Here is a 17,273-nt window from a genome sequence, read left to right on the forward strand (position 1 = left end):
TGTCCTGCTGCCCGCTTATGCGCGGCTATTGTGGGCAGTCCGGTGCCGTTCAGGCACCCGGACCGTGTCGCAGGTGCCCACGAACACCCATGATCCCGCACTGGCTGCATTTTCTGAGTATGGAGGTGAGTCAAACGCTCGCTCGGCTGCTGCGGTTTACGATCGCGACTGTCTACGATTTCTGCATGTTTACAGGCTGTCTGCTGTCTACAGTTACTGCTGCATACGGTACGGATGAGTCGGCATGTTGAAATACCGGGGCTTGCAGCACCCGGTATTTCAACATGCCTATCGCACCACGTCAGTACCCGTTTCTGCTATGACTGTCGCAAGGCGACCGGGATTGTCAGGCCTGCTTCAATCTGGCTGGCATAGTCACGGGCGCGAGGCAGGATGTGGCCGGCGTAGAAAAGCGCCACGTCGAGCTTGTCCTGCTCGAACATGCCGGCCTCGCCCGCCGTGCGGCGACGCAAGCAGACCAGTGCCGAACGAACCATCTGCCAGCCGCCGAATACGACACCGGCCTGCATCAGGTGCGGCACACTGCCGGCAAACACACCCCGGATATCCCCGCCCGCCTTTGTCAGCAGGATTCTCGCACTGTCGGCATAGGCCGTGATCGCCTCGGCAAAGCGCGCCTGCATCAATGCCAGGCTGCCTGCCAGTGTCTTGTCGGACTCCGACTCGCACAGCCGGGCCAGTTCGGCTGCCGTCGCCTGCATATCGGCAACGATCTTCTGCACGACCTTGCCGCCATCCCGCAGCGTCTTGCGTCCCAGCAAATCGTTGGCCTGGATCGCGGTCGTTCCTTCGTAGATCGGCAGGATACGGGCATCGCGCAGATGCTGCGCAGCGCCGGTTTCTTCCATGTATCCCATCCCACCATGTACCTGGATGCCCAGTGAGGCCACTTCGACCGCCATTTCGGTGGAAAATCCCTTGACGACGGGCACCAGGTACTCATACAGCGCCCGGCTGGCGTCCCGCTGGCTACTGTCCGGATTGCGGTGGGCCTGGTCATGCATGGCAGCGGCCACGTAGGCCGTGGCCCTGGCTGCCTGCGTCAGGGCCCGCATGGTCTGCAGCAGGCGAGCCACATCAGGGTGGTGAATGATGGCGACAGGCCCGTCCGAGCCCTCGACGGCACGGCTCTGGATGCGCTCATGCGCATAGGCCAGCGCCTGCTGGGTGGCGCGCTCGGCCAGGGCGATCCCCTGCAGGCCAACCGCGTAGCGCGCTGCGTTCATCATGATGAACATGTATTCCAGGCCGCGATTGAGCTCTCCTACCCGATACCCGACGGCCCCCTCACCCACCTCACCCTTGCCTGAGCCATAGAGCAGGACGGCAGTCGGACTGCCGTGGATGCCCAGCTTGTGCTCCAGCGAAGCACACCACACATCGTTGCGAACCTGCCGGCCATCCTGCTCGATGTACTTCGGCACGACAAAGAGCGAAATGCCCTTGATGCCGGCCGGCGCATCCGGTGTGCGGGCGAGTACCAGATGAACGATGTTCTCGGCCAGGTCGTGCTCGCCGTAGGTGATGAAAATCTTCTGGCCATACAGTCGATAGGTATCGTCCTGCTGGGGCACCGCCCGCGTCGCGACCAGGGCCAGATCCGAACCGGCCTGGGGTTCAGTCAGGTTCATCGTACCCGTGTAGCTGCCGTCGATCAGGCCCGGCACGAAACGCTGTTGCAAATCCTCGGAACCGACCTGCAACAATGCCTCGATGACGCCATCGGTCAGCAAGGGACATAGCGAGAATGCCAGGCTGGCTGCATTGAGGTTTTCAATGGCAGGCGCGCCCACCAGCTTGGGTAGGCCTTGCCCGCCCCATTGTTCGGGATGCTGCAGTCCCTGCCAGCCACCAGCCGCAAACTGCCGGAAAGCGTCCACAAATCCCGGCGAAGCCGTGACTCTGCCATCTTGCCAGACAGGCGGCCGGATATCGCCGATACGGTTGAGGGGAGCAACGACATCCTGCACGAAGCGGGCGTTTTCATCGAGAATGGCATGGACAAGGTCAACGCCAAGCCCTGCCGACTCGGGCAAGGCGCAGATCGCGTCCAGCCCTGCCAGCTCATGCAGAATGAAATGGATGTCGTCGAGCGGTGCTTTGTAGTTCATGGCTGTCTCCTTCCATGTTATGAAAAACCGACAGCATCCGCTTCAGGGGGGATTGCGGCCCGCCTCATGGAGGTCGGGCCGCACCGGGCGTCAGAGCGCCGCGGTCAGTTCCGGTACAGCCTGGAACAGATCGGCCACGAGGCCATAATCCGCCACACTGAAAATCGGCGCTTCGGGATCCTTGTTGATGGCCACGATGACCTTGGAATCCTTCATGCCTGCCAGATGCTGGATCGCGCCGGAGATACCGACTGCGATATACAGCTGGGGTGCCACGATCTTGCCGGTCTGGCCGACCTGCCAGTCGTTGGGTGCATAACCGGCATCGACTGCGGCACGCGAGGCCCCGACAGCAGCACCGAGCTTGTCTGCCAGAGCATTGAGCAATGCAAAGTTCTCAGCACTGCCCAGTGCCCGCCCACCCGATACGATGATCTGGGCAGCGGTCAGCTCGGGACGATCGCTCTTGGCCAGTTCGCGGCCCACGAAAGCCGACAGGCCGGAATCGGCGACAGCGGCTACGTTTTCGACGGCAGCCGCACCACCTTCTGCAGCCACAGGATCGAAGGCCGTGGCACGCACCGTAATGACCTTGACCGGATCAGCCGATTGCACCGTGGCAATGGCATTACCCGCATAGATCGGGCGCTGAAAGGTGTCAGCCGACTCTACCGCGATGATGTCGGAGATCTGAGCCACGTCGAGACGGGCCGCCACACGAGGGGCGATGTTCTTGCCCGATGCCGTGGCCGGGAACAGGATATGGCCATAGTTGCCTGCCACGGCCAGCACCTGTTCGGCAGCATTTTCCGCCAACCCCTCGGCCAGCTGCGGCGCATCAGCCAGCAGAACCTTGGACACACCTGCTACCTTGGCAGCCTGGTCCGCCACGGCCTGCGCCTGATGACCGATCACCAGCACATGGACATCGCCGCCCAGCCTGGCAGCCGCTGCCACCGTGTTGAGCGTAGCGGCCTTGAGCTGCGTATTGTCGTGTTCAGCAATAACCAGAGTCGTCATCTTCAGATCACCTTCGCTTCATTCTTGAGTTTGTCGACCAGCGCAGCCACGCTGTCCACCTTGACGCCAGCCGAACGCACGGGCGGCTCGGCAACCTTGAGAGTCTTGAGGCGCGGAGCCACATCGACCGACAGGTCTTCGGGCGTAAAAGTATCGAGTTGCTTTTTCTTGGCCTTCATGATGTTGGGCAGCGTGACATAGCGCGGCTCGTTCAGGCGCAGGTCAGTGGTGACGATCGCCGGCAGCTTGAGTTCGATGGTCTCGAGACCGCCATCGACTTCGCGGGTTACGGTCGCCTTGCCACCCTCTACCTTGACGGCGCTGGCGAAGGTCGCCTGGGGCCAGCCCAGCAGTGCTGCCAGCATCTGGCCGGTCTGGTTGGCATCATCATCGATGGCCTGCTTGCCCAGCACGATGAGTTGCGGCTGCTCCTTATCTGCCACGGCCTTGAGCAGCTTGGCTACGGCCAGCGGCTGCAGCTCTGCGTCGGTCTGCACCAGCACGCCACGATCGGCACCGATGGCCATGGCCGTGCGCAGCGTTTCCTGGCTCTGCGCCACTCCGCACGAAACCGCCACGACCTCGGTCGCCACGCCGCCTTCCTTGAGGCGCACGGCTTCCTCGATGGCAATCTCGTCAAACGGATTCATCGACATTTTCACATTGGCGATATCGACACCCGACTGGTCGGCCTTGACGCGTACCTTGACGTTGTAGTCAACCACGCGCTTGACGGGAACAAGCACCTTCATCCAACATCCTCCGAAAATACCCGTCCAGTCCGGTCAGGACACATACGGGTCTAAATTGAAAAAACCTTTCAATTCTACAACTTCGCCAGCACCCTGACATGCGCCACCACGCTGCGGCCCAGCGAGGACAGGGTATACCCCCCTTCCAGCATGCTGACGATGCGCCCCTGCGCGTATTTTTCAGCCACCTCGACCAGTTGCCCGGTCAGCCAGGCGTAGTCGTCCTCGACCAGCGTCATCTGGCCCATGTCGTCTTCGCGGTGGGCATCGAAACCAGCCGAGATGAAAATCATCTCGGGTCGATGCGCCTCCAGCCTCGGCAACCAGTGTCGGTGTACCAATGTACGGACCGCCGCGCCCGACGTGTAGGGTTCGACCGGCACGTTGACCATGTTGGCCGCTGGATGATTGTTGATGACATTGGGATACAGCGGATGCTGGAAAAAACCGCACATCAGCACCCGCTCGTCACCCGCAAAAGCCGCTTCGGTGCCATTGCCATGGTGCACGTCGAAATCGATCACCGCCACCCGCTGCAGCCCATGCACTTCCAGTGCATGGGCAATCGCAACCGCGATATTATTGAAGAAACAGAAGCCCATGGCCTGCTCCGGACAGGCGTGATGCCCTGGCGGGCGCACCGCACAGAAGGCCGTACGCGACTGCCGCGCCATCACGGCATCCACCGCAGCGATCCCTGCTCCGGCGGCATGCAGCGCTGCCTTCCAGGTATGCGGATTCATCAGCGTATCGGGATCGATCGGCCGATGTCCACTCTGCGGGCTGGTCGCCTGCAGCATGTCGATATAGCCTGCGGGATGAATGCGCTCGAGTGCTTCGCGCGTCACGACCGGGGCCAGATCCTGCGCCAGATAATCGGCCAGACCACTGGCCATCAACTGGTCCGAGATGGCATCGAGACGCTGCGGCGACTCGGGATGCCAGTCTCCCATCTCGTGCAAACGGCACGCAGGATGAGTAATATAGAGTGTCTCCATTGGATGCTTTATGCCATTTTATATTCGTCATCTTTCGACCGGCCTTGCGGCCATGGCCTTGAGCGCCTGTGCTGCATCAAATCCAGGCGCACCTTCATTATCTACTACTATTGACGGCTCTGCACCTGCTGCACAGGCACAGCAGGAAACCCCTGCATCAACAGCCGACACGCCCACCAGCAGGAGTCCGGCGAGCCAGGCCGCAACCTCTCCAACACAGGCCCGCACGACCGAGGCCACACCATCGCAGACACGCTCGATCGAGACGGCCTTGCCTGTCGATGCCGACCTGCCCGCCTTCATCGATGGTCTGTCCCGACAATACGATCTCGATCCGGCCCGACTGGGCAACATCCTGACGCAGGCCCGCAATCATCCCGGCATCGCCCGCGCCATCCTGCCGGCCGCTGCCATGCCGCCGGCGCAGCGCACGCCACGCAGTTGGTCACGCTACCGCGACCGATTCGTCGAGCCGATCCGCATTCGTCACGGCCTGTCTTTCTGGCAACAGCATGCCGACATCCTGCAACGCGCCAGCCAGCAATATGGTGTGCCGGAAAACATCATCGTCGCCATCATCGGTGTCGAGACGCTGTATGGCCGCCATACCGGCAACTACCGCACACTGGATGCCCTCTATACGCTGGGCTTTCACTACCCCGACCCGGCGCGGCCGGATCGCCAGCAGATGTTCCGCGACAACCTGGCCGATTTCCTGGTCTGGACGCTCAAGGAAGACAACATCGACCCGCTGCAGGTGCGCGGCTCCTATGCCGGTGCCATCGGCCTGCCCCAGTTCATGCCAAGCAGCCTGCGGCGTTATGCCGTCGATGGTGATGGCGACGGCCATATCGACCTGCTCGGCAATCCTGCAGACGCGATCATGTCGGTCGCCAATTTCCTGGTCAAACATGGCTGGCAGCCAGGGCTGCCGGTCTTTGCTCCCGCCAAGCTCCCCGATCAGCCACACCTGCTGGTCGATGGCGGACTGACGCCCACGCTCGATTGGTCTCGCCTCAAACAGGCCGGTGCCGCAGCCGAACAGGCCAACTGGCAGCAGCATCCGCTCGGGATCATCGATCTCAAGGATGAAGTGCTGGAACACACCAGCTACCGGGTAGCCACGCCGAATTTTTTTGCGCTGACCCAGTACAACCGCAGCTACTTCTATGCCACCGCCGTGGCAGACCTGGCTGCTGCCCTGCAGGATGCCCGTTAATTTCTCCCAAACCCATCAATCAGGTATGCCAGAACCAGGGAGGCCGGGCCATGTAACCTAGCTTGCGCTTGAGCACCCTGGGCCAACATAATCTATCCACAAGGAGAGACGATGGGAACCGTTTTTAAATGTGTCGCAGATTCAGCGCTTAATCCCACCGATATGGCGGATCAGTGCCATCAATGCGCGCGCACCAACGTGCCGCTCTATGACTATCTGGGAACCGTATTGAACCCAGCGCTCGCCGCCGATCCAAAACTGGCTGAAGAGTACCCGGACGTGTACTTTCTTTGCGCCACCTGCATCAATAGCGGCAATGTCGCACGCAGCAGCACAGAGACAGTGCAGGATACGATCCCTCGATTTTCGGCTGACGAAAAAGCGGCATGGGACGATTTCAATCGCTTGCCCGGCCTCCAGTCCGATTGGCCTCTCTGCTGCGGTACTTTTACCGAGTTTGTCGGTATACCGGCAACCATGGACGACTTGCTCCAAGTCCAGAAGGATTATCGATATTGGGATGCGGGTCCGGCCGAGCCTTTCAGGAATTTTGCCGAAGAAGGCGAGCCGGAGTATCTGGGCGAAATTTCCAAGTTCTGCTGCAAGCGCTGTGGCGTGCGCTATTACACCGATGATTTCACTTGAAAACCGCAGTACAGGCACTGACTATGCCTGACTGCATGCCCAGACGCAGGATTTGGAGGGGCCTCGATAGACCCTCATGCCTCAATCAGAACGCGGTTCGATGATCACGGGCCGGGAAGCATAACCACGTCTGTTTGCTGGAACAGCCCTGTTGGTACGATACGCTGACACCTGCCCAGATGAGCCTGCCTCTGCACCGCTCGCCGCGCCGGACACTTGCAACCCCTGCTCCAGCAAACGTTGCATGCGCGCCGGTCCAATACCCTTGACCCGATCAGCCAGATCATCGAGCGACGCATAGACACCGCCACGCTGCCGCTCCAGCACAATGCGCTCGGCCGTCTTGGGGCCAACACCCTTCAAGGCCTGTAACGCAGTAGCGGAGGCCTGGTTCAGATCCAGGGCATGCGCATCGGCCCAACCCCCACCGACGCCTGACAGCAGCGCGACGATCAACAGCCAGTGCCGGAGTCGGCTCGCTGCCGCCTGCCGGTTTTGCCGTTGTGCCGGACTGTGCCGCATGCGTCCCGACCGCCCACGCAGCGCACCTGCCGACTCAGACGACAAAGCGGGGGGCGTTTCATGATCACAACCTTGAGGGACCGCTTGCGGCACATCTGCGTCGGCAATCCGTGCTGGTCTTATATGCTCCGGCTGCGCGACCACTGGCTCCAGGAATGGATTCATCTCGTGTCTCCTTGCCAAGAAAAAAAGGCGATCCCACCACGGGAACGCCTTTTCATCTTCGCCGATGCAGCCTGTACCGCAGCAGGCAACGGGACAAAAACATCCTATATCATCGGTACGCCAGCCTCATGGGCAGCATGACCTGCCGCTCAGGCACACAGTCGTACCAATCAACGCGGATTGAATACACCCGTCGACAGGTAGCGGTCACCCCGGTCGCACACGATGAACACGATCGTCGCATTGCGAACCTGTTGGGCTACGCGCAAGGCAGCCACCAGCGCGCCGCCGGACGACACGCCGGCAAAGATGCCTTCTTCTGCGGCCAGGCGGCGCACCATATCCTCAGCCTCCTGCTGACCAATCGATTCGACCTGATCGATGCGCTGCGCATCGAAAATGCTGGGCAGATAGGCCTCGGGCCACTTTCGGATACCGGGAATCTGGGCCCCCTCGGCAGGCTGTGCCCCGACCACGCGCACATCCGAATTCTGCGACTTGAGATACTGCGATACACCCATGATGGTACCCGTCGTGCCCATGGCACTGACAAAATGGGTCACCTGCCCGCCGGTCTGCGACCAGATTTCCGGCCCTGTGCCTTCGACATGCGCCAACGGATTGTCCGGATTGGCGAACTGGTCCAGCACTCGGCCCTTGCCTTCGGCCTGCATTTTCATGGCCAGATCACGGGCGTATTCCATGCCGCCCTGACTGGCCGGCGTCAGGATAAGTTCGGCACCGTAGGCCGTCATGGCCGCACGACGCTCCAGTGACAGGTTGTCTGGCATGATCAGGATCATGCGGTAGCCGCGCATGGCAGCAGTCATGGCCAGGGCGATACCGGTATTGCCGCTGGTTGCCTCGATCAGCGTGTCACCCGGGCGAATATCGCCCCGGGCTTCGGCATGGCGGATCATGGACAAGGCTGGCCGGTCCTTGACCGAGCCGGCCGGATTGTTGCCTTCCAGCTTGGCCAAGATCACGTTGCCGCGATCATCACTACCGGGAATGCGCTGCAGGCGCACCAGCGGAGTATTGCCTATGGTCTGCTCTACGGTTGGGTACTGCTGTGTCATTTCCTCTCCTGCTCAGCGCGCCCGCAGGGCCCGCACATATTCGGCAACGCCGGTCTGGACATCGCGCATCGGAGCTTCGAAGCCGGCAGCCCGCAACTGCGTGGCATCGGCCTGCGTGAAGCTCTGGTAGCGGCCTTTGAGGTCATCGGGAAACTCGGTGTAGCGAATCAGTCCCTGCGACACCAGCTGCTGCAGCGACAACGCCTCATGCCCCTGTTCGGCGCGCAGAGTATTGACCACAGCCACAGCAATGTCGTTGAACGGCTGGGCACGTCCCGTTCCGCAATTGAAGATACCGGACACATCGGGATTGTCGAGAAAATGCAGATTGACGGCCACCACATCCTCGACGGAGATGAAATCGCGGCTCTGCTCACCATCGCCATAGCCGTCCCAGCCACCAAACAGCCGCACATGCCCTTCGGCCAGGAACTGGTTCATGTTGTGGAAAGCCACCGATGCCATGCGTCCCTTGTGCTGTTCGTTAGGGCCATACACATTGAAATACCGCAGCCCGACGACCTGCGCCGTCAACGAATCGAAACGGCGGCGCACCACCTGGTCGAACAGGAACTTGGAATAGCCGTAGACGTTGAGCGGCTTCTCGTTGGCCAGGTCTTCGACATAGACCGGCCCAGGACCATAGACTGCGGCAGACGAGGCATACAGAAAGGGAATCCGCTTGCGCTGGGTGTATTCGAACAGCTCCAGCGTGACACGGTAATTGTTATCCATCATGAAACGACCGTTGCGTTCGGTCGTGGCCGAGCAGGCTCCCTGATGCAGGATGGCCGTCACCGGTGGCAAGGCATCCTCGGCGACACGCTGGCGAAAATCGTCTTTGTCCATGTAATCGGAAATGCGACCCGAGGCAAGGTTGACGAACTTGTCGCCATCGGTCAGGTCATCAACCGCCAGGATATCGGTTTCGCCGCGCTGATTGAGTCCGCGCACCAGATTGCTGCCGATGAAGCCGGCTGCGCCCGTCACTATGATCATATGAGTTCCTCCGCCGTCACGATGGACGTGCCCAGTTTGCCGACCACGATGCCGGCGGCCTGATTGGCCCAGTAGATGGATTGTTCCCAGTCGGCCCCGGCTGCACGCATCGCAGCCACGGTGGCGATGACCGTATCACCGGCCCCGGAAACATCGAAGACTTCCTGGGCCTGTGCATCGACATGCATGCGGCCGCTGTCACTGAAGAGCGTCATGCCCTGCTCCGACCGCGTCAGCAGCAAGGCCTCGAGATCAAGTTCCCGACGCAGGTTCTGAACCCGTTCGGTCAGGCTTGCCTCGGAATTCCAGCGCCCAATCACCTGCTCCAGTTCAAGCCGATTGGGCGTCAACAACGTGGCACCACGATAACGCGAGAAATCGTCACCCTTGGGGTCGATCAACACGGGAATGGCGGCTGCCCGGGCCAATTCGATCAGGTGTTCGACCCGGTCGAGCACACCCTTGGCATAGTCGGACAGCAGCAGTACATCATGCACCAGCAACAGCTGGGCAGCCTGCAATTCGATGCCACTCAGCGCCTGTGGCGATGGACGTTCCTCGAAATCGATCCGCAACAATTGCTGCTGGCGGCCCAGCACACGCAGCTTGAGCGTGGTCGGATAGGCTTCGTCACGATTGAGCTCAGCGGCGATACCGGCTTCAGCCAGCATGTCTGCGACATGGCGACCGGCCTCGTCATGGCCGATCACCCCCAACAGGCTGGCCCTGGCTCCCAGCGCCGCGACGTTGCGTGCCACGTTGGCTGCGCCGCCGAGACGATCTTCGCGACGGGCCACCCGCACCACGGGCACGGGTGCTTCAGGCGAAATACGATCGACGGCACCGAACCAGTACCGATCGAGCATGATATCGCCGACGATCAGCACCCTGGCCTGTGCCATCAGCGCTGCAGGAAACGACTTCATGACAATTCCTCCAGCCGACGCGGTTCATAGGTCTCCCACTCGTTGCACCCAGGGCACTGCCAGTAGTAGCGCCGTGCCTGAAAGCCGCAGTTATGGCAGACATAGCGATCAAGCCGTTGCGTATGCTTGTGGATCAGATTGCGCAACAGCGTCAGGTCAGCCCCCCGCACCAGCGCACCGGACTGGTCCGTGCCGGCCAGCTCGACTTCAAGCAGACGATCCAGTCCCAGCAATGAAGGATGCTGCTCCAGCGCCTTGCGTGCATATGCCCAGGCGATATCGCCGCCCTGCTGGGCGCGCAGTTCCCGAAAAACGATATTGAACAGGTCCAGGGAGGGATGTTCCTCGTAATGCGCCTGCAGCACGGCCAGCGCCTGCACTTCCTCACCCGAGATACGGTAATTCTCGAGGATGCGTTCGGCCACCAGGCCGGCGTATTCAGGAGCATCCTTAAGAATGCCCATCAGGTGCTGACGTTCGCTGCGAAAATCCTGTTCGACCGCCGCCAGACGACCACGCAGCATGGCAATACGTACTTGCGAAACCGGTGTGCGCATGGCCTGCTTCTGCGAAGCCACTGCATGCTCGGCCGCATCAAGTGCCCGCGAAGCAGCCTCGAGATCCGGCTTGCCGCCCGCCAGCGCCATCTGCGCCTGCTCGCAGTAATAATGCACGAGCTGCGGCACCGGCTCTTCGACCAGCCCCTGCAGTGTGCGTACCGCCTCGATGGCACGCGGCCAGTCATGCGCGGTTTCATAGATGCGGATCAGCGCGCGCAGCGCAGGCAGCGCATAACGACTGTTGTCCAGTTGACGGAATGATTCTTCGGCGCGATCCAGCAATCCAGCCTTGAGATAATCCTGCGCCAGCTCGTGCAAGGCATGCTCACGTTCGGCCGCAGGCAGGTCGGCCCGTGCCAGCAGACTCTGGTGAACACGGATGGCGCGCTCCATTTCCCCCCGGCGACGAAACAGGCTGCCCAGGGCAAAGTGCAGTTCCGTCGTTTCCGAATCCAGCTTGGCGACTTCGACGAAAGCGTCAATGGCGTGATCCGGCTGCTCGTTGAGCAGAAAGTTCAGTCCTCGAAAATAGGACTGGGGAAGATTGCGTGTTTCTTTCAGCATCTGCCTGATGTCGACGCGTGCGGCGACCCAGCCCAGGCCAAAGAGCACAGGCACGAGTATCAGCAGCCAGGGCTCAAAATCCAAATTCACAATACCAGCCTTAGGTCCGCATGCGGACCGGAAATATCATCCGAACAACAATGCCGTGGACGTACGGCGCTCAGCGGGCAGGCAAGCCTGTATCGATGACCGCAGGTGCCGGCTGGACCGGCGCGGCAGGCGTGGTTTCCTGCAGGCGATCCAGTTCGCGCCGCAGGCGGGCAGCTTCGCGACGTCGGCGCATGGCACCTGGAATGGTCAGCAGCAGGCCAAACACCGCGCCCAGCACGAAAGCCGCCAGCATAACCACGATGAGCGGAATATCCTGCAACACGAGGCCAGAATAGAACGTCACCGCTACCGGAGCGGTGTTGCCCAGTGCAAACACGAGCACAAGCAGGAAGATCAGCAGGCGCAGGGTCCAGACAAGGTAGCGCATCGGTACGCTCCAGAAAGTAAACGGCTATTGTAAGGCCTGCGTGCAGTCACGACAAAAAAATGGCCTCCCTGTTGAGGGAGGCCATTTGACAGAACGCGCCAGCGACGCGATCCGTATCTTATGACGATTGCGCGGCCTGATCGACCCGCTCACGCAGCTCCTTGCCGGCCTTGAAATGTGGCACCCATTTTTCGGGCACCAACACCTGCTCACCGGACTTGGGATTGCGCCCGACACGCGGCGCGCGCCGGGACAGCGAAAAGCTGCCGAACCCCCTGATCTCGACACGCTGGCCACTGGCCAGCGCAGACAGCATCGAGTCCAGGATGGTCTTGACCGCGTAATCGCTGTCGCGCGCCGCGAGCTGCGGAAAGCGGTCTGCCAGAATCGCGATAAGCTCGGAGCGTGTCACGGCTGCAATCAGTCGTTACCGCGCTGCTGCTGGTCCAGCTTGGCCTTGAGCAGTGCACCCAGGTTGGTCGTACCCGAGGAGGCGCTGGCTTCGGACATGCGCTGGATGGTTTCAGCCGTTTCAGCGTTGTCACGGGCCTTGATCGACAGCTGGATCGAACGGGTCTTGCGATCCACGTTCAGGATCATGGCTTCGATATTGTCGCCTTCCTTCAGCGCGGTGGTCGCGTCTTCGACACGGCCAGCCGAGATTTCGGAAGCACGCAGGTAGCCTTCGACATCGACCGACAGGGTCACAACAGCACCCTTGGCTTCGACGCTCTTGACCGTACCCGGAACAACAGCACCCTTGTCGTAGGTCGACACGAAGTTGTTGAACGGATCGCCTTCCAGCTGCTTGATGCCCAGCGAGATGCGCTCCTTGTCGGTATCGATGGCCAGCACCACGGCCTCGACTTCATCGCCCTTCTTGAAGTTGCGCACGGCTTCTTCACCGGACTCGCTCCAGGACAGGTCGGACAGGTGCACCAGACCATCGATGCCACCCGGCAGGCCGACGAACACGCCGAAGTCGGTGATCGACTTGATCGCGCCACGAACCTTGTCGCCACGGGCGAAGTTGGTCGAGAACTCTTCCCATGGGTTGGGACGGCACTGCTTCATGCCCAGCGAGATACGACGACGGTCTTCGTCGATTTCCAGAACCATGACTTCGACTTCTTCGCCCAGGGTCACAACCTTGCGCGGATCGACGTTCTTGTTGGTCCAATCCATCTCGGACACGTGCACCAGACCCTCGATGCCGGATTCGACTTCCACGAATGCACCGTAGTCGGTCAGGTTGGTGACCTTGCCGAACAGGCGGGTACCTTGCGGGTAGCGACGTGCCAGACCGATCCAGGGATCTTCGCCCAGTTGCTTGACGCCCAGCGAGACACGGCTCTTTTCCTGGTCGAACTTGAGCACCTTGGCTTCGACTTCCTGACCCACCTGCAGGACCTCGGAAGGATGACGGACACGGCGCCATGCCATGTCGGTAATGTGCAGCAGGCCATCGATACCACCCAGGTCGACGAACGCACCGTAATCGGTGATGTTCTTGACGATACCCTTGATGATCGCGCCTTCGTGCAGCGTCTCGAGCAGCTTCTCGCGTTCCTCGCCCATGCTGGCCTCAAGGACGGCACGACGCGACAGCACAACGTTGTTGCGCTTGCGATCGAGCTTGATGACCTTGAATTCCATGGTCTTGCCCTCGTAGGGCGTGGTGTCCTTGACAGGACGCAGGTCGACCAGCGAACCCGGCAGGAAGGCACGGATACCGTTGGTCATGACGGTCAGACCGCCCTTGACCTTGCCCGTGATGGTGCCGTTGACCAGTTCGCCGGATTCCAGCGCCTGTTCCAGCGACAGCCAGGCCGACAGGCGCTTGGCGCGATCACGCGACAGCACGGTGTCGCCGTAGCCGTTTTCGAGCGAATCGATGGCGACCGACACGAAGTCGCCGACATTGACTTCAAGCTCGCCCTGGTCATTCAGGAACTCTTCGAGGGGGATGAAGGCTTCGGACTTCAGGCCGGCATTGACGACCACGAAGTTGTGGTCAACACGCACGACTTCGGCGCTGATGACCTCACCGGACTTCATGTCCTGGTTTTTGATGCTTTCCTCGAAGAGGGCGGCAAAGCTTTCCATGCCGGTGGGCGCGGGGTTGAGAGAAACAGAAGACATTGAAAAAGGATCCATGACAGCCCCGAAAGACTGCCTCTAAATTACACGCCCGAACAGGCTCATCCCACCCGGGCGGAGTGAAAAAACCCCGCATGCAACGGACAATCCGCACATGCAAGGACCTGAAAACGCCTGGCCTTGCGACCCGACGCCAACAAACCGGTACGACTTAAAATCAGACTGCTGCAGCGATGCGAGCACGATAGAGTGAAAGCACTTGGGCAATCACTTCAGCCGCTGTCATGGCCGAACTATCGAGCGTCATGGCGTCTGATGCGGGTACAAGCGGTGCCGCCTTGCGGCCCGTATCCCGCGCATCGCGCTCCATGAGATCACGCAGCAAGTCTTCGAGATTAGCAGAAATCCCCTTCGCCTTCAACTGGTTATAGCGCCGCTCGGCACGCGCCTGCGCAGCAGCGACCAGGAATACCTTGAGCTGCGCCCGAGGAAACACCACCGTTCCCATGTCGCGCCCATCAGCCACCAGACCGGGAACCTGGCGAAACTGACGCTGGCGAGCCAGCAGCGCGGCACGTACCTCGGGCAAGGCCGCAATCACCGAAGCCCGCGCACCAACGGCTTCCTGGCGAATGGCATCTGCCACGCACTCACCATCCAGCCAGGCCCCATCAACATCGAAGCGGATATCAAGATGCCCCGCCAGTTCAACCAGGGCAGCTTCATCGCCTGCCGCCACCTCGCGTCGCATCGACGCCAGTGCCACCAGGCGATAGATCGCCCCGCTGTCGAGGATATGCCAGCCCAGCGCCTGCGCCACGCCCGCCGCCACGGTCCCCTTGCCGGACGCCGTGGGCCCATCGATGGCAATCACCGGGATATCGTTCGACAGATCGTTAGGACTCATGCTTGCACCAACGTGGAAAAAACCTCGAAATAGGTCGGGAATGTCTTGCTGACGCAATCCGGATCCAGGATACGAACCGGTACGGGACCGAACGCCGCCAGCGAAAAGCACATCGCCATGCGATGATCATCCCAGGTACCGATTTCCGCAGCACGCCAATCCTGCACTGCCGGCGACGTGACTTCGAGCCAGTCCTCTCCGGAACGGACTTGCGCGCCCAGCTTGGACAGCTCGACATGCATGGCATGAATGCGGTCGGTTTCCTTGACGCGCCAGCTGCCGATGTTGCGCAGGCGACACGGCCCATCGGCATAGAGTGCCAGTGCGGCTGCCGTCATAGCGGCGTCGGGAATCAGATTGAAATCGGCATCGAAGGCGCGCAGACGTCCGCCTGCCGCGACTTGCGTGCCCGAAGTTTCAATCCAGTCAGGCCCCCAGGTCACGGCGGCCCCCATCTCCTCGAGCGTACGAGCGAAAAGGATATCCCCCTGAATGCTGTCGGCCCCCGCCCCCTCAACCCGGACCGGGCCACCACCGATGGCACCCAGCGCCAGGAAATACGACGCAGACGACGCATCGCCCTCGACCTGCACATGCCCCGGCGAACGATAGAGAGCATCGGCAGGCACCACGAACTCGTCCCACTCGTGCTGCTCGACCTGCACGCCAAACCGGGCCATCAGATTGAGCGTAATACGAATATAGGGTTTGGAAATCAGATCGCCCTCGACCTTGATGCGCAAAGGCTGGCCGCTGGCGCGGGTCGCCAGGGGCGCAGCCAGCAACAGCGCGGTCAGGAACTGGCTGGAGACGGCACCCGGCACGCGCACGCTGCCTGCGGTGGAAATGGTTCCCATGCCGATACGCAACGGCGGATAACCGGGTGTGCCCAGGTAATCGATGACTGCCCCCATCTCGCGCAGTGCCTCGGCCAGATCACCGATGGGGCGTTCGTGCATGCGTGGCACGCCCGACAGGGTATAGTCGCCGCCCATCAGCGCCAGTGCAGCCGTCAACGGGCGAAAGGCCGTGCCGGCATTACCGAGGAACAACTCGGCCTGCCGCACCGGAAAGCGCGCACCGCCCCGCACGACAACATCACCGTCATCCTGTCGCGACAGTCCCACGCCCAGCGTTTCTAGCGCAGCCAGCATGACGCGGGTATCGTCCGAATCGAGCAGGCCACGCACGCGGGTTTCACCTTCCGCCAGTGCCGCCAGCAGCAGCACCCGATTGGAAATGCTTTTGGAACCTGGCAGCACCACACGCCCTTGCGCACGTTTCAATGGTTGCAGATCGAGATATTCCCGGGTCATTGTTTTGTCTCCACTTGTGTGCCCCACTGCTGACGTGCCAACGATGCCCGCTCAAACAACGCCAGCAAGGCTTCGCCGTCCCTCTGCTCAAGCGCCTGGGCAGCTACATCGAAGGCTGCCTGCCAAGAGCGTATTTCATCGAGCAGCGCAGGCGCATTCTGCAGCGAGATATCACGCCACATTTCGGGCGATGCTGCAGCAATCCGCGTAAAGTCGCGAAACCCGGTACCGGCCATGTCGAATCTCGCCTGGGCGTCATCGGTCCCGAGTATCTGATTGATATAGACCATGGCCAGCCAATGGGGAAAATGGCTGACACTGGCCAGCAGCGCATCGTGGCGTCCGGCATCCAGACAGTCAACGCGTGCGCCACACGCCTCCCAGATCGCCTGCAGGCGTGCCACATCGTCCGGGCGATTCTCGGGAATCGGCGTGATCAGCACGCGACGGCCATCGTAAAGGTCTGCACGCGCAGCCTCCGGGCCTGACTCATGAGAGCCGGCAATCGGGTGCCCCGGCACGAACTGCCCGACCCTGCCCTGCAGTACCATACGGGCAGCTTCCACCACACCGGCCTTGGTACTGCCGGCGTCGGTTACCAGTGCCGAATCCCGCAAGTGTGGTGCCATCCTCCCCAGGCAGGCGGCCGTCTGCTCGACCGGCACCGCCAGCAGAATCAGGTCAGACTGGGCGGCCGCCTCCTCGAGCGTAGCCACGCCGTCGATCAACCCCAGCGTCTGGGCACGGCGCAATGTATCCACGTGACGCCCTACGCCCAGAATGCGCCCGGCGAGCCCGGCACGACGCACGGCAGCCGCAAAGGAGCCACCAATCAGGCCCACGCCCACCACAGCAAGAGTCGCTATTTTGTCCATCCGGTTTCTCCGCGCC

Annotated in this window: 17 protein-coding genes; 2 read left to right on the forward strand and 15 right to left on the reverse strand. The window is 61.3% G+C overall.

All coding sequences use genetic code 11. The annotated features are described in order from the left end of the window. Positions 1-317 precede the first annotated feature (317 nt). The 4 genes from DD235_RS08405 to DD235_RS08420 all read right to left on the reverse strand — a co-directional run bounded on the left by DD235_RS08405 (position 318) and on the right by DD235_RS08420 (position 4,902). Entirely contained in the window at positions 318-2,132 is a 1,815-nt protein-coding gene (locus DD235_RS08405) for an acyl-CoA dehydrogenase (RefSeq protein WP_109061632.1), read from the reverse strand. Positions 2,133-2,222: 90 nt separating this feature from the next. Continuing rightward, positions 2,223-3,152 (reverse strand): electron transfer flavoprotein subunit alpha/FixB family protein, encoded by a 930-nt coding sequence (locus DD235_RS08410; RefSeq protein ID WP_109061633.1) that lies wholly within the window; start codon positions 3,150-3,152, stop codon positions 2,223-2,225. Positions 3,153-3,154: 2 nt separating this feature from the next. After that, a complete protein-coding gene (locus DD235_RS08415; protein ID WP_109061634.1) occupies positions 3,155-3,904 on the reverse strand; it encodes an electron transfer flavoprotein subunit beta/FixA family protein in 750 nt (249 codons plus the stop codon). 74 nt (positions 3,905-3,978) lie between these two features. Then, positions 3,979-4,902, reverse strand: a complete 924-nt coding sequence (locus DD235_RS08420; protein WP_109061635.1) for a histone deacetylase family protein — start codon at positions 4,900-4,902, stop codon at positions 3,979-3,981. A 10-nt stretch (positions 4,903-4,912) separates the two neighbouring features. Here DD235_RS08420 and mltB point away from each other — a divergent pair, with 10 nt between their 5' ends. Both mltB and DD235_RS08430 read left to right on the forward strand, forming a co-directional pair. Next, positions 4,913-6,121 (forward strand): lytic murein transglycosylase B, encoded by a 1,209-nt coding sequence (gene mltB / locus DD235_RS08425; RefSeq protein WP_239990095.1) that lies wholly within the window; start codon positions 4,913-4,915, stop codon positions 6,119-6,121. Positions 6,122-6,232: 111 nt separating this feature from the next. Then, a complete protein-coding gene (locus DD235_RS08430; RefSeq protein ID WP_109061636.1) occupies positions 6,233-6,766 on the forward strand; it encodes a CbrC family protein in 534 nt (177 codons plus the stop codon). Between the two features lie 81 nt (positions 6,767-6,847). Here the strand turns inward: DD235_RS08430 and DD235_RS08435 are convergent, their stop codons facing one another. The 11 genes from DD235_RS08435 to DD235_RS08485 form a co-directional block, all read right to left on the reverse strand. After that, on the reverse strand, positions 6,848-7,453 hold the full coding sequence (locus tag DD235_RS08435) for a ComEA family DNA-binding protein (protein ID WP_239990096.1): 606 nt from the start codon (positions 7,451-7,453) through the stop codon (positions 6,848-6,850). A 170-nt stretch (positions 7,454-7,623) separates the two neighbouring features. After that, positions 7,624-8,532 (reverse strand): cysteine synthase CysM, encoded by a 909-nt coding sequence (gene cysM, locus DD235_RS08440; RefSeq protein WP_109061637.1) that lies wholly within the window; start codon positions 8,530-8,532, stop codon positions 7,624-7,626. Between the two features lie 12 nt (positions 8,533-8,544). Next, the gene (rfaD, locus tag DD235_RS08445; RefSeq protein WP_109061638.1) at positions 8,545-9,531 is read right to left on the reverse strand and encodes an ADP-glyceromanno-heptose 6-epimerase; all 987 of its coding nucleotides are present in this window, start codon (positions 9,529-9,531) and stop codon (positions 8,545-8,547) included. Then, on the reverse strand, positions 9,528-10,457 hold the full coding sequence (rfaE1, locus tag DD235_RS08450; protein ID WP_109061639.1) for a D-glycero-beta-D-manno-heptose-7-phosphate kinase: 930 nt from the start codon (positions 10,455-10,457) through the stop codon (positions 9,528-9,530). Before rfaE1 ends, rfaD begins: the two co-directional genes overlap by 4 nt. Continuing rightward, positions 10,454-11,665 carry a lipopolysaccharide assembly protein LapB gene (gene lapB / locus DD235_RS08455; RefSeq protein ID WP_109061944.1) on the reverse strand — a complete coding sequence of 404 codons (1,212 nt, stop codon included), beginning with the start codon at positions 11,663-11,665 and terminating at the stop codon, positions 10,454-10,456. The genes rfaE1 and lapB overlap by 4 nt, the downstream gene beginning before the upstream one ends. 76 nt (positions 11,666-11,741) lie before the next feature. Further along, positions 11,742-12,059 (reverse strand): lipopolysaccharide assembly protein LapA domain-containing protein, encoded by a 318-nt coding sequence (locus DD235_RS08460; protein WP_109061640.1) that lies wholly within the window; start codon positions 12,057-12,059, stop codon positions 11,742-11,744. A gap of 118 nt (positions 12,060-12,177) precedes the next feature. Continuing rightward, positions 12,178-12,471, reverse strand: a complete 294-nt coding sequence (locus DD235_RS08465) for an integration host factor subunit beta (protein ID WP_109061641.1) — start codon at positions 12,469-12,471, stop codon at positions 12,178-12,180. Positions 12,472-12,479: 8 nt separating this feature from the next. Then, positions 12,480-14,201: a 30S ribosomal protein S1 gene (rpsA, locus tag DD235_RS08470; protein ID WP_162300449.1), complete on the reverse strand. Its 1,722-nt coding sequence runs from the start codon at positions 14,199-14,201 to the stop codon at positions 12,480-12,482. A 175-nt stretch (positions 14,202-14,376) separates the two neighbouring features. Continuing rightward, entirely contained in the window at positions 14,377-15,066 is a 690-nt protein-coding gene (gene cmk / locus DD235_RS08475) for a (d)CMP kinase (protein ID WP_109061643.1), read from the reverse strand. Continuing rightward, positions 15,063-16,382: a 3-phosphoshikimate 1-carboxyvinyltransferase gene (aroA, locus tag DD235_RS08480; protein WP_109061644.1), complete on the reverse strand. Its 1,320-nt coding sequence runs from the start codon at positions 16,380-16,382 to the stop codon at positions 15,063-15,065. The genes cmk and aroA overlap by 4 nt, the downstream gene beginning before the upstream one ends. Next, complete coding sequence (locus DD235_RS08485; protein ID WP_109061645.1) at positions 16,379-17,257, reverse strand: prephenate dehydrogenase; 879 nt, start codon at positions 17,255-17,257, stop codon at positions 16,379-16,381. Before DD235_RS08485 ends, aroA begins: the two co-directional genes overlap by 4 nt. Between the last annotated feature and the right edge of the window lie 16 nt (positions 17,258-17,273).

It is taken from the genome of Corticimicrobacter populi (genome assembly GCF_003123725.1).
Lineage (GTDB): Bacteria > Pseudomonadota > Gammaproteobacteria > Burkholderiales > Burkholderiaceae_B > Corticimicrobacter > Corticimicrobacter populi.

What these genes read in the sequence shown, in the direction of transcription:
- cysM (WP_109061637.1), bottom strand. Translation starts at nt 8,532, where the DNA reads ATGACACAGCAGTACCCAACCGTAGAGCAGACCATAGGCAATACTCCG.
- mltB (WP_239990095.1), top strand. Translation starts at nt 4,913, where the DNA reads ATGCCATTTTATATTCGTCATCTTTCGACCGGCCTTGCGGCCATGGCC.
- rfaD (WP_109061638.1), bottom strand. Translation starts at nt 9,531, where the DNA reads ATGATCATAGTGACGGGCGCAGCCGGCTTCATCGGCAGCAATCTGGTG.
- DD235_RS08460 (WP_109061640.1), bottom strand. Translation starts at nt 12,059, where the DNA reads ATGCGCTACCTTGTCTGGACCCTGCGCCTGCTGATCTTCCTGCTTGTG.
- DD235_RS08435 (WP_239990096.1), bottom strand. Translation starts at nt 7,453, where the DNA reads ATGAATCCATTCCTGGAGCCAGTGGTCGCGCAGCCGGAGCATATAAGA.
- DD235_RS08420 (WP_109061635.1), bottom strand. Translation starts at nt 4,902, where the DNA reads ATGGAGACACTCTATATTACTCATCCTGCGTGCCGTTTGCACGAGATG.
- cmk (WP_109061643.1), bottom strand. Translation starts at nt 15,066, where the DNA reads ATGAGTCCTAACGATCTGTCGAACGATATCCCGGTGATTGCCATCGAT.
- DD235_RS08410 (WP_109061633.1), bottom strand. Translation starts at nt 3,152, where the DNA reads ATGACGACTCTGGTTATTGCTGAACACGACAATACGCAGCTCAAGGCC.
- aroA (WP_109061644.1), bottom strand. Translation starts at nt 16,382, where the DNA reads ATGACCCGGGAATATCTCGATCTGCAACCATTGAAACGTGCGCAAGGG.
- DD235_RS08405 (WP_109061632.1), bottom strand. Translation starts at nt 2,132, where the DNA reads ATGAACTACAAAGCACCGCTCGACGACATCCATTTCATTCTGCATGAG.
- rfaE1 (WP_109061639.1), bottom strand. Translation starts at nt 10,457, where the DNA reads ATGAAGTCGTTTCCTGCAGCGCTGATGGCACAGGCCAGGGTGCTGATC.
- rpsA (WP_162300449.1), bottom strand. Translation starts at nt 14,201, where the DNA reads ATGTCTTCTGTTTCTCTCAACCCCGCGCCCACCGGCATGGAAAGCTTT.
- DD235_RS08485 (WP_109061645.1), bottom strand. Translation starts at nt 17,257, where the DNA reads ATGGACAAAATAGCGACTCTTGCTGTGGTGGGCGTGGGCCTGATTGGT.
- DD235_RS08430 (WP_109061636.1), top strand. Translation starts at nt 6,233, where the DNA reads ATGGGAACCGTTTTTAAATGTGTCGCAGATTCAGCGCTTAATCCCACC.
- DD235_RS08415 (WP_109061634.1), bottom strand. Translation starts at nt 3,904, where the DNA reads ATGAAGGTGCTTGTTCCCGTCAAGCGCGTGGTTGACTACAACGTCAAG.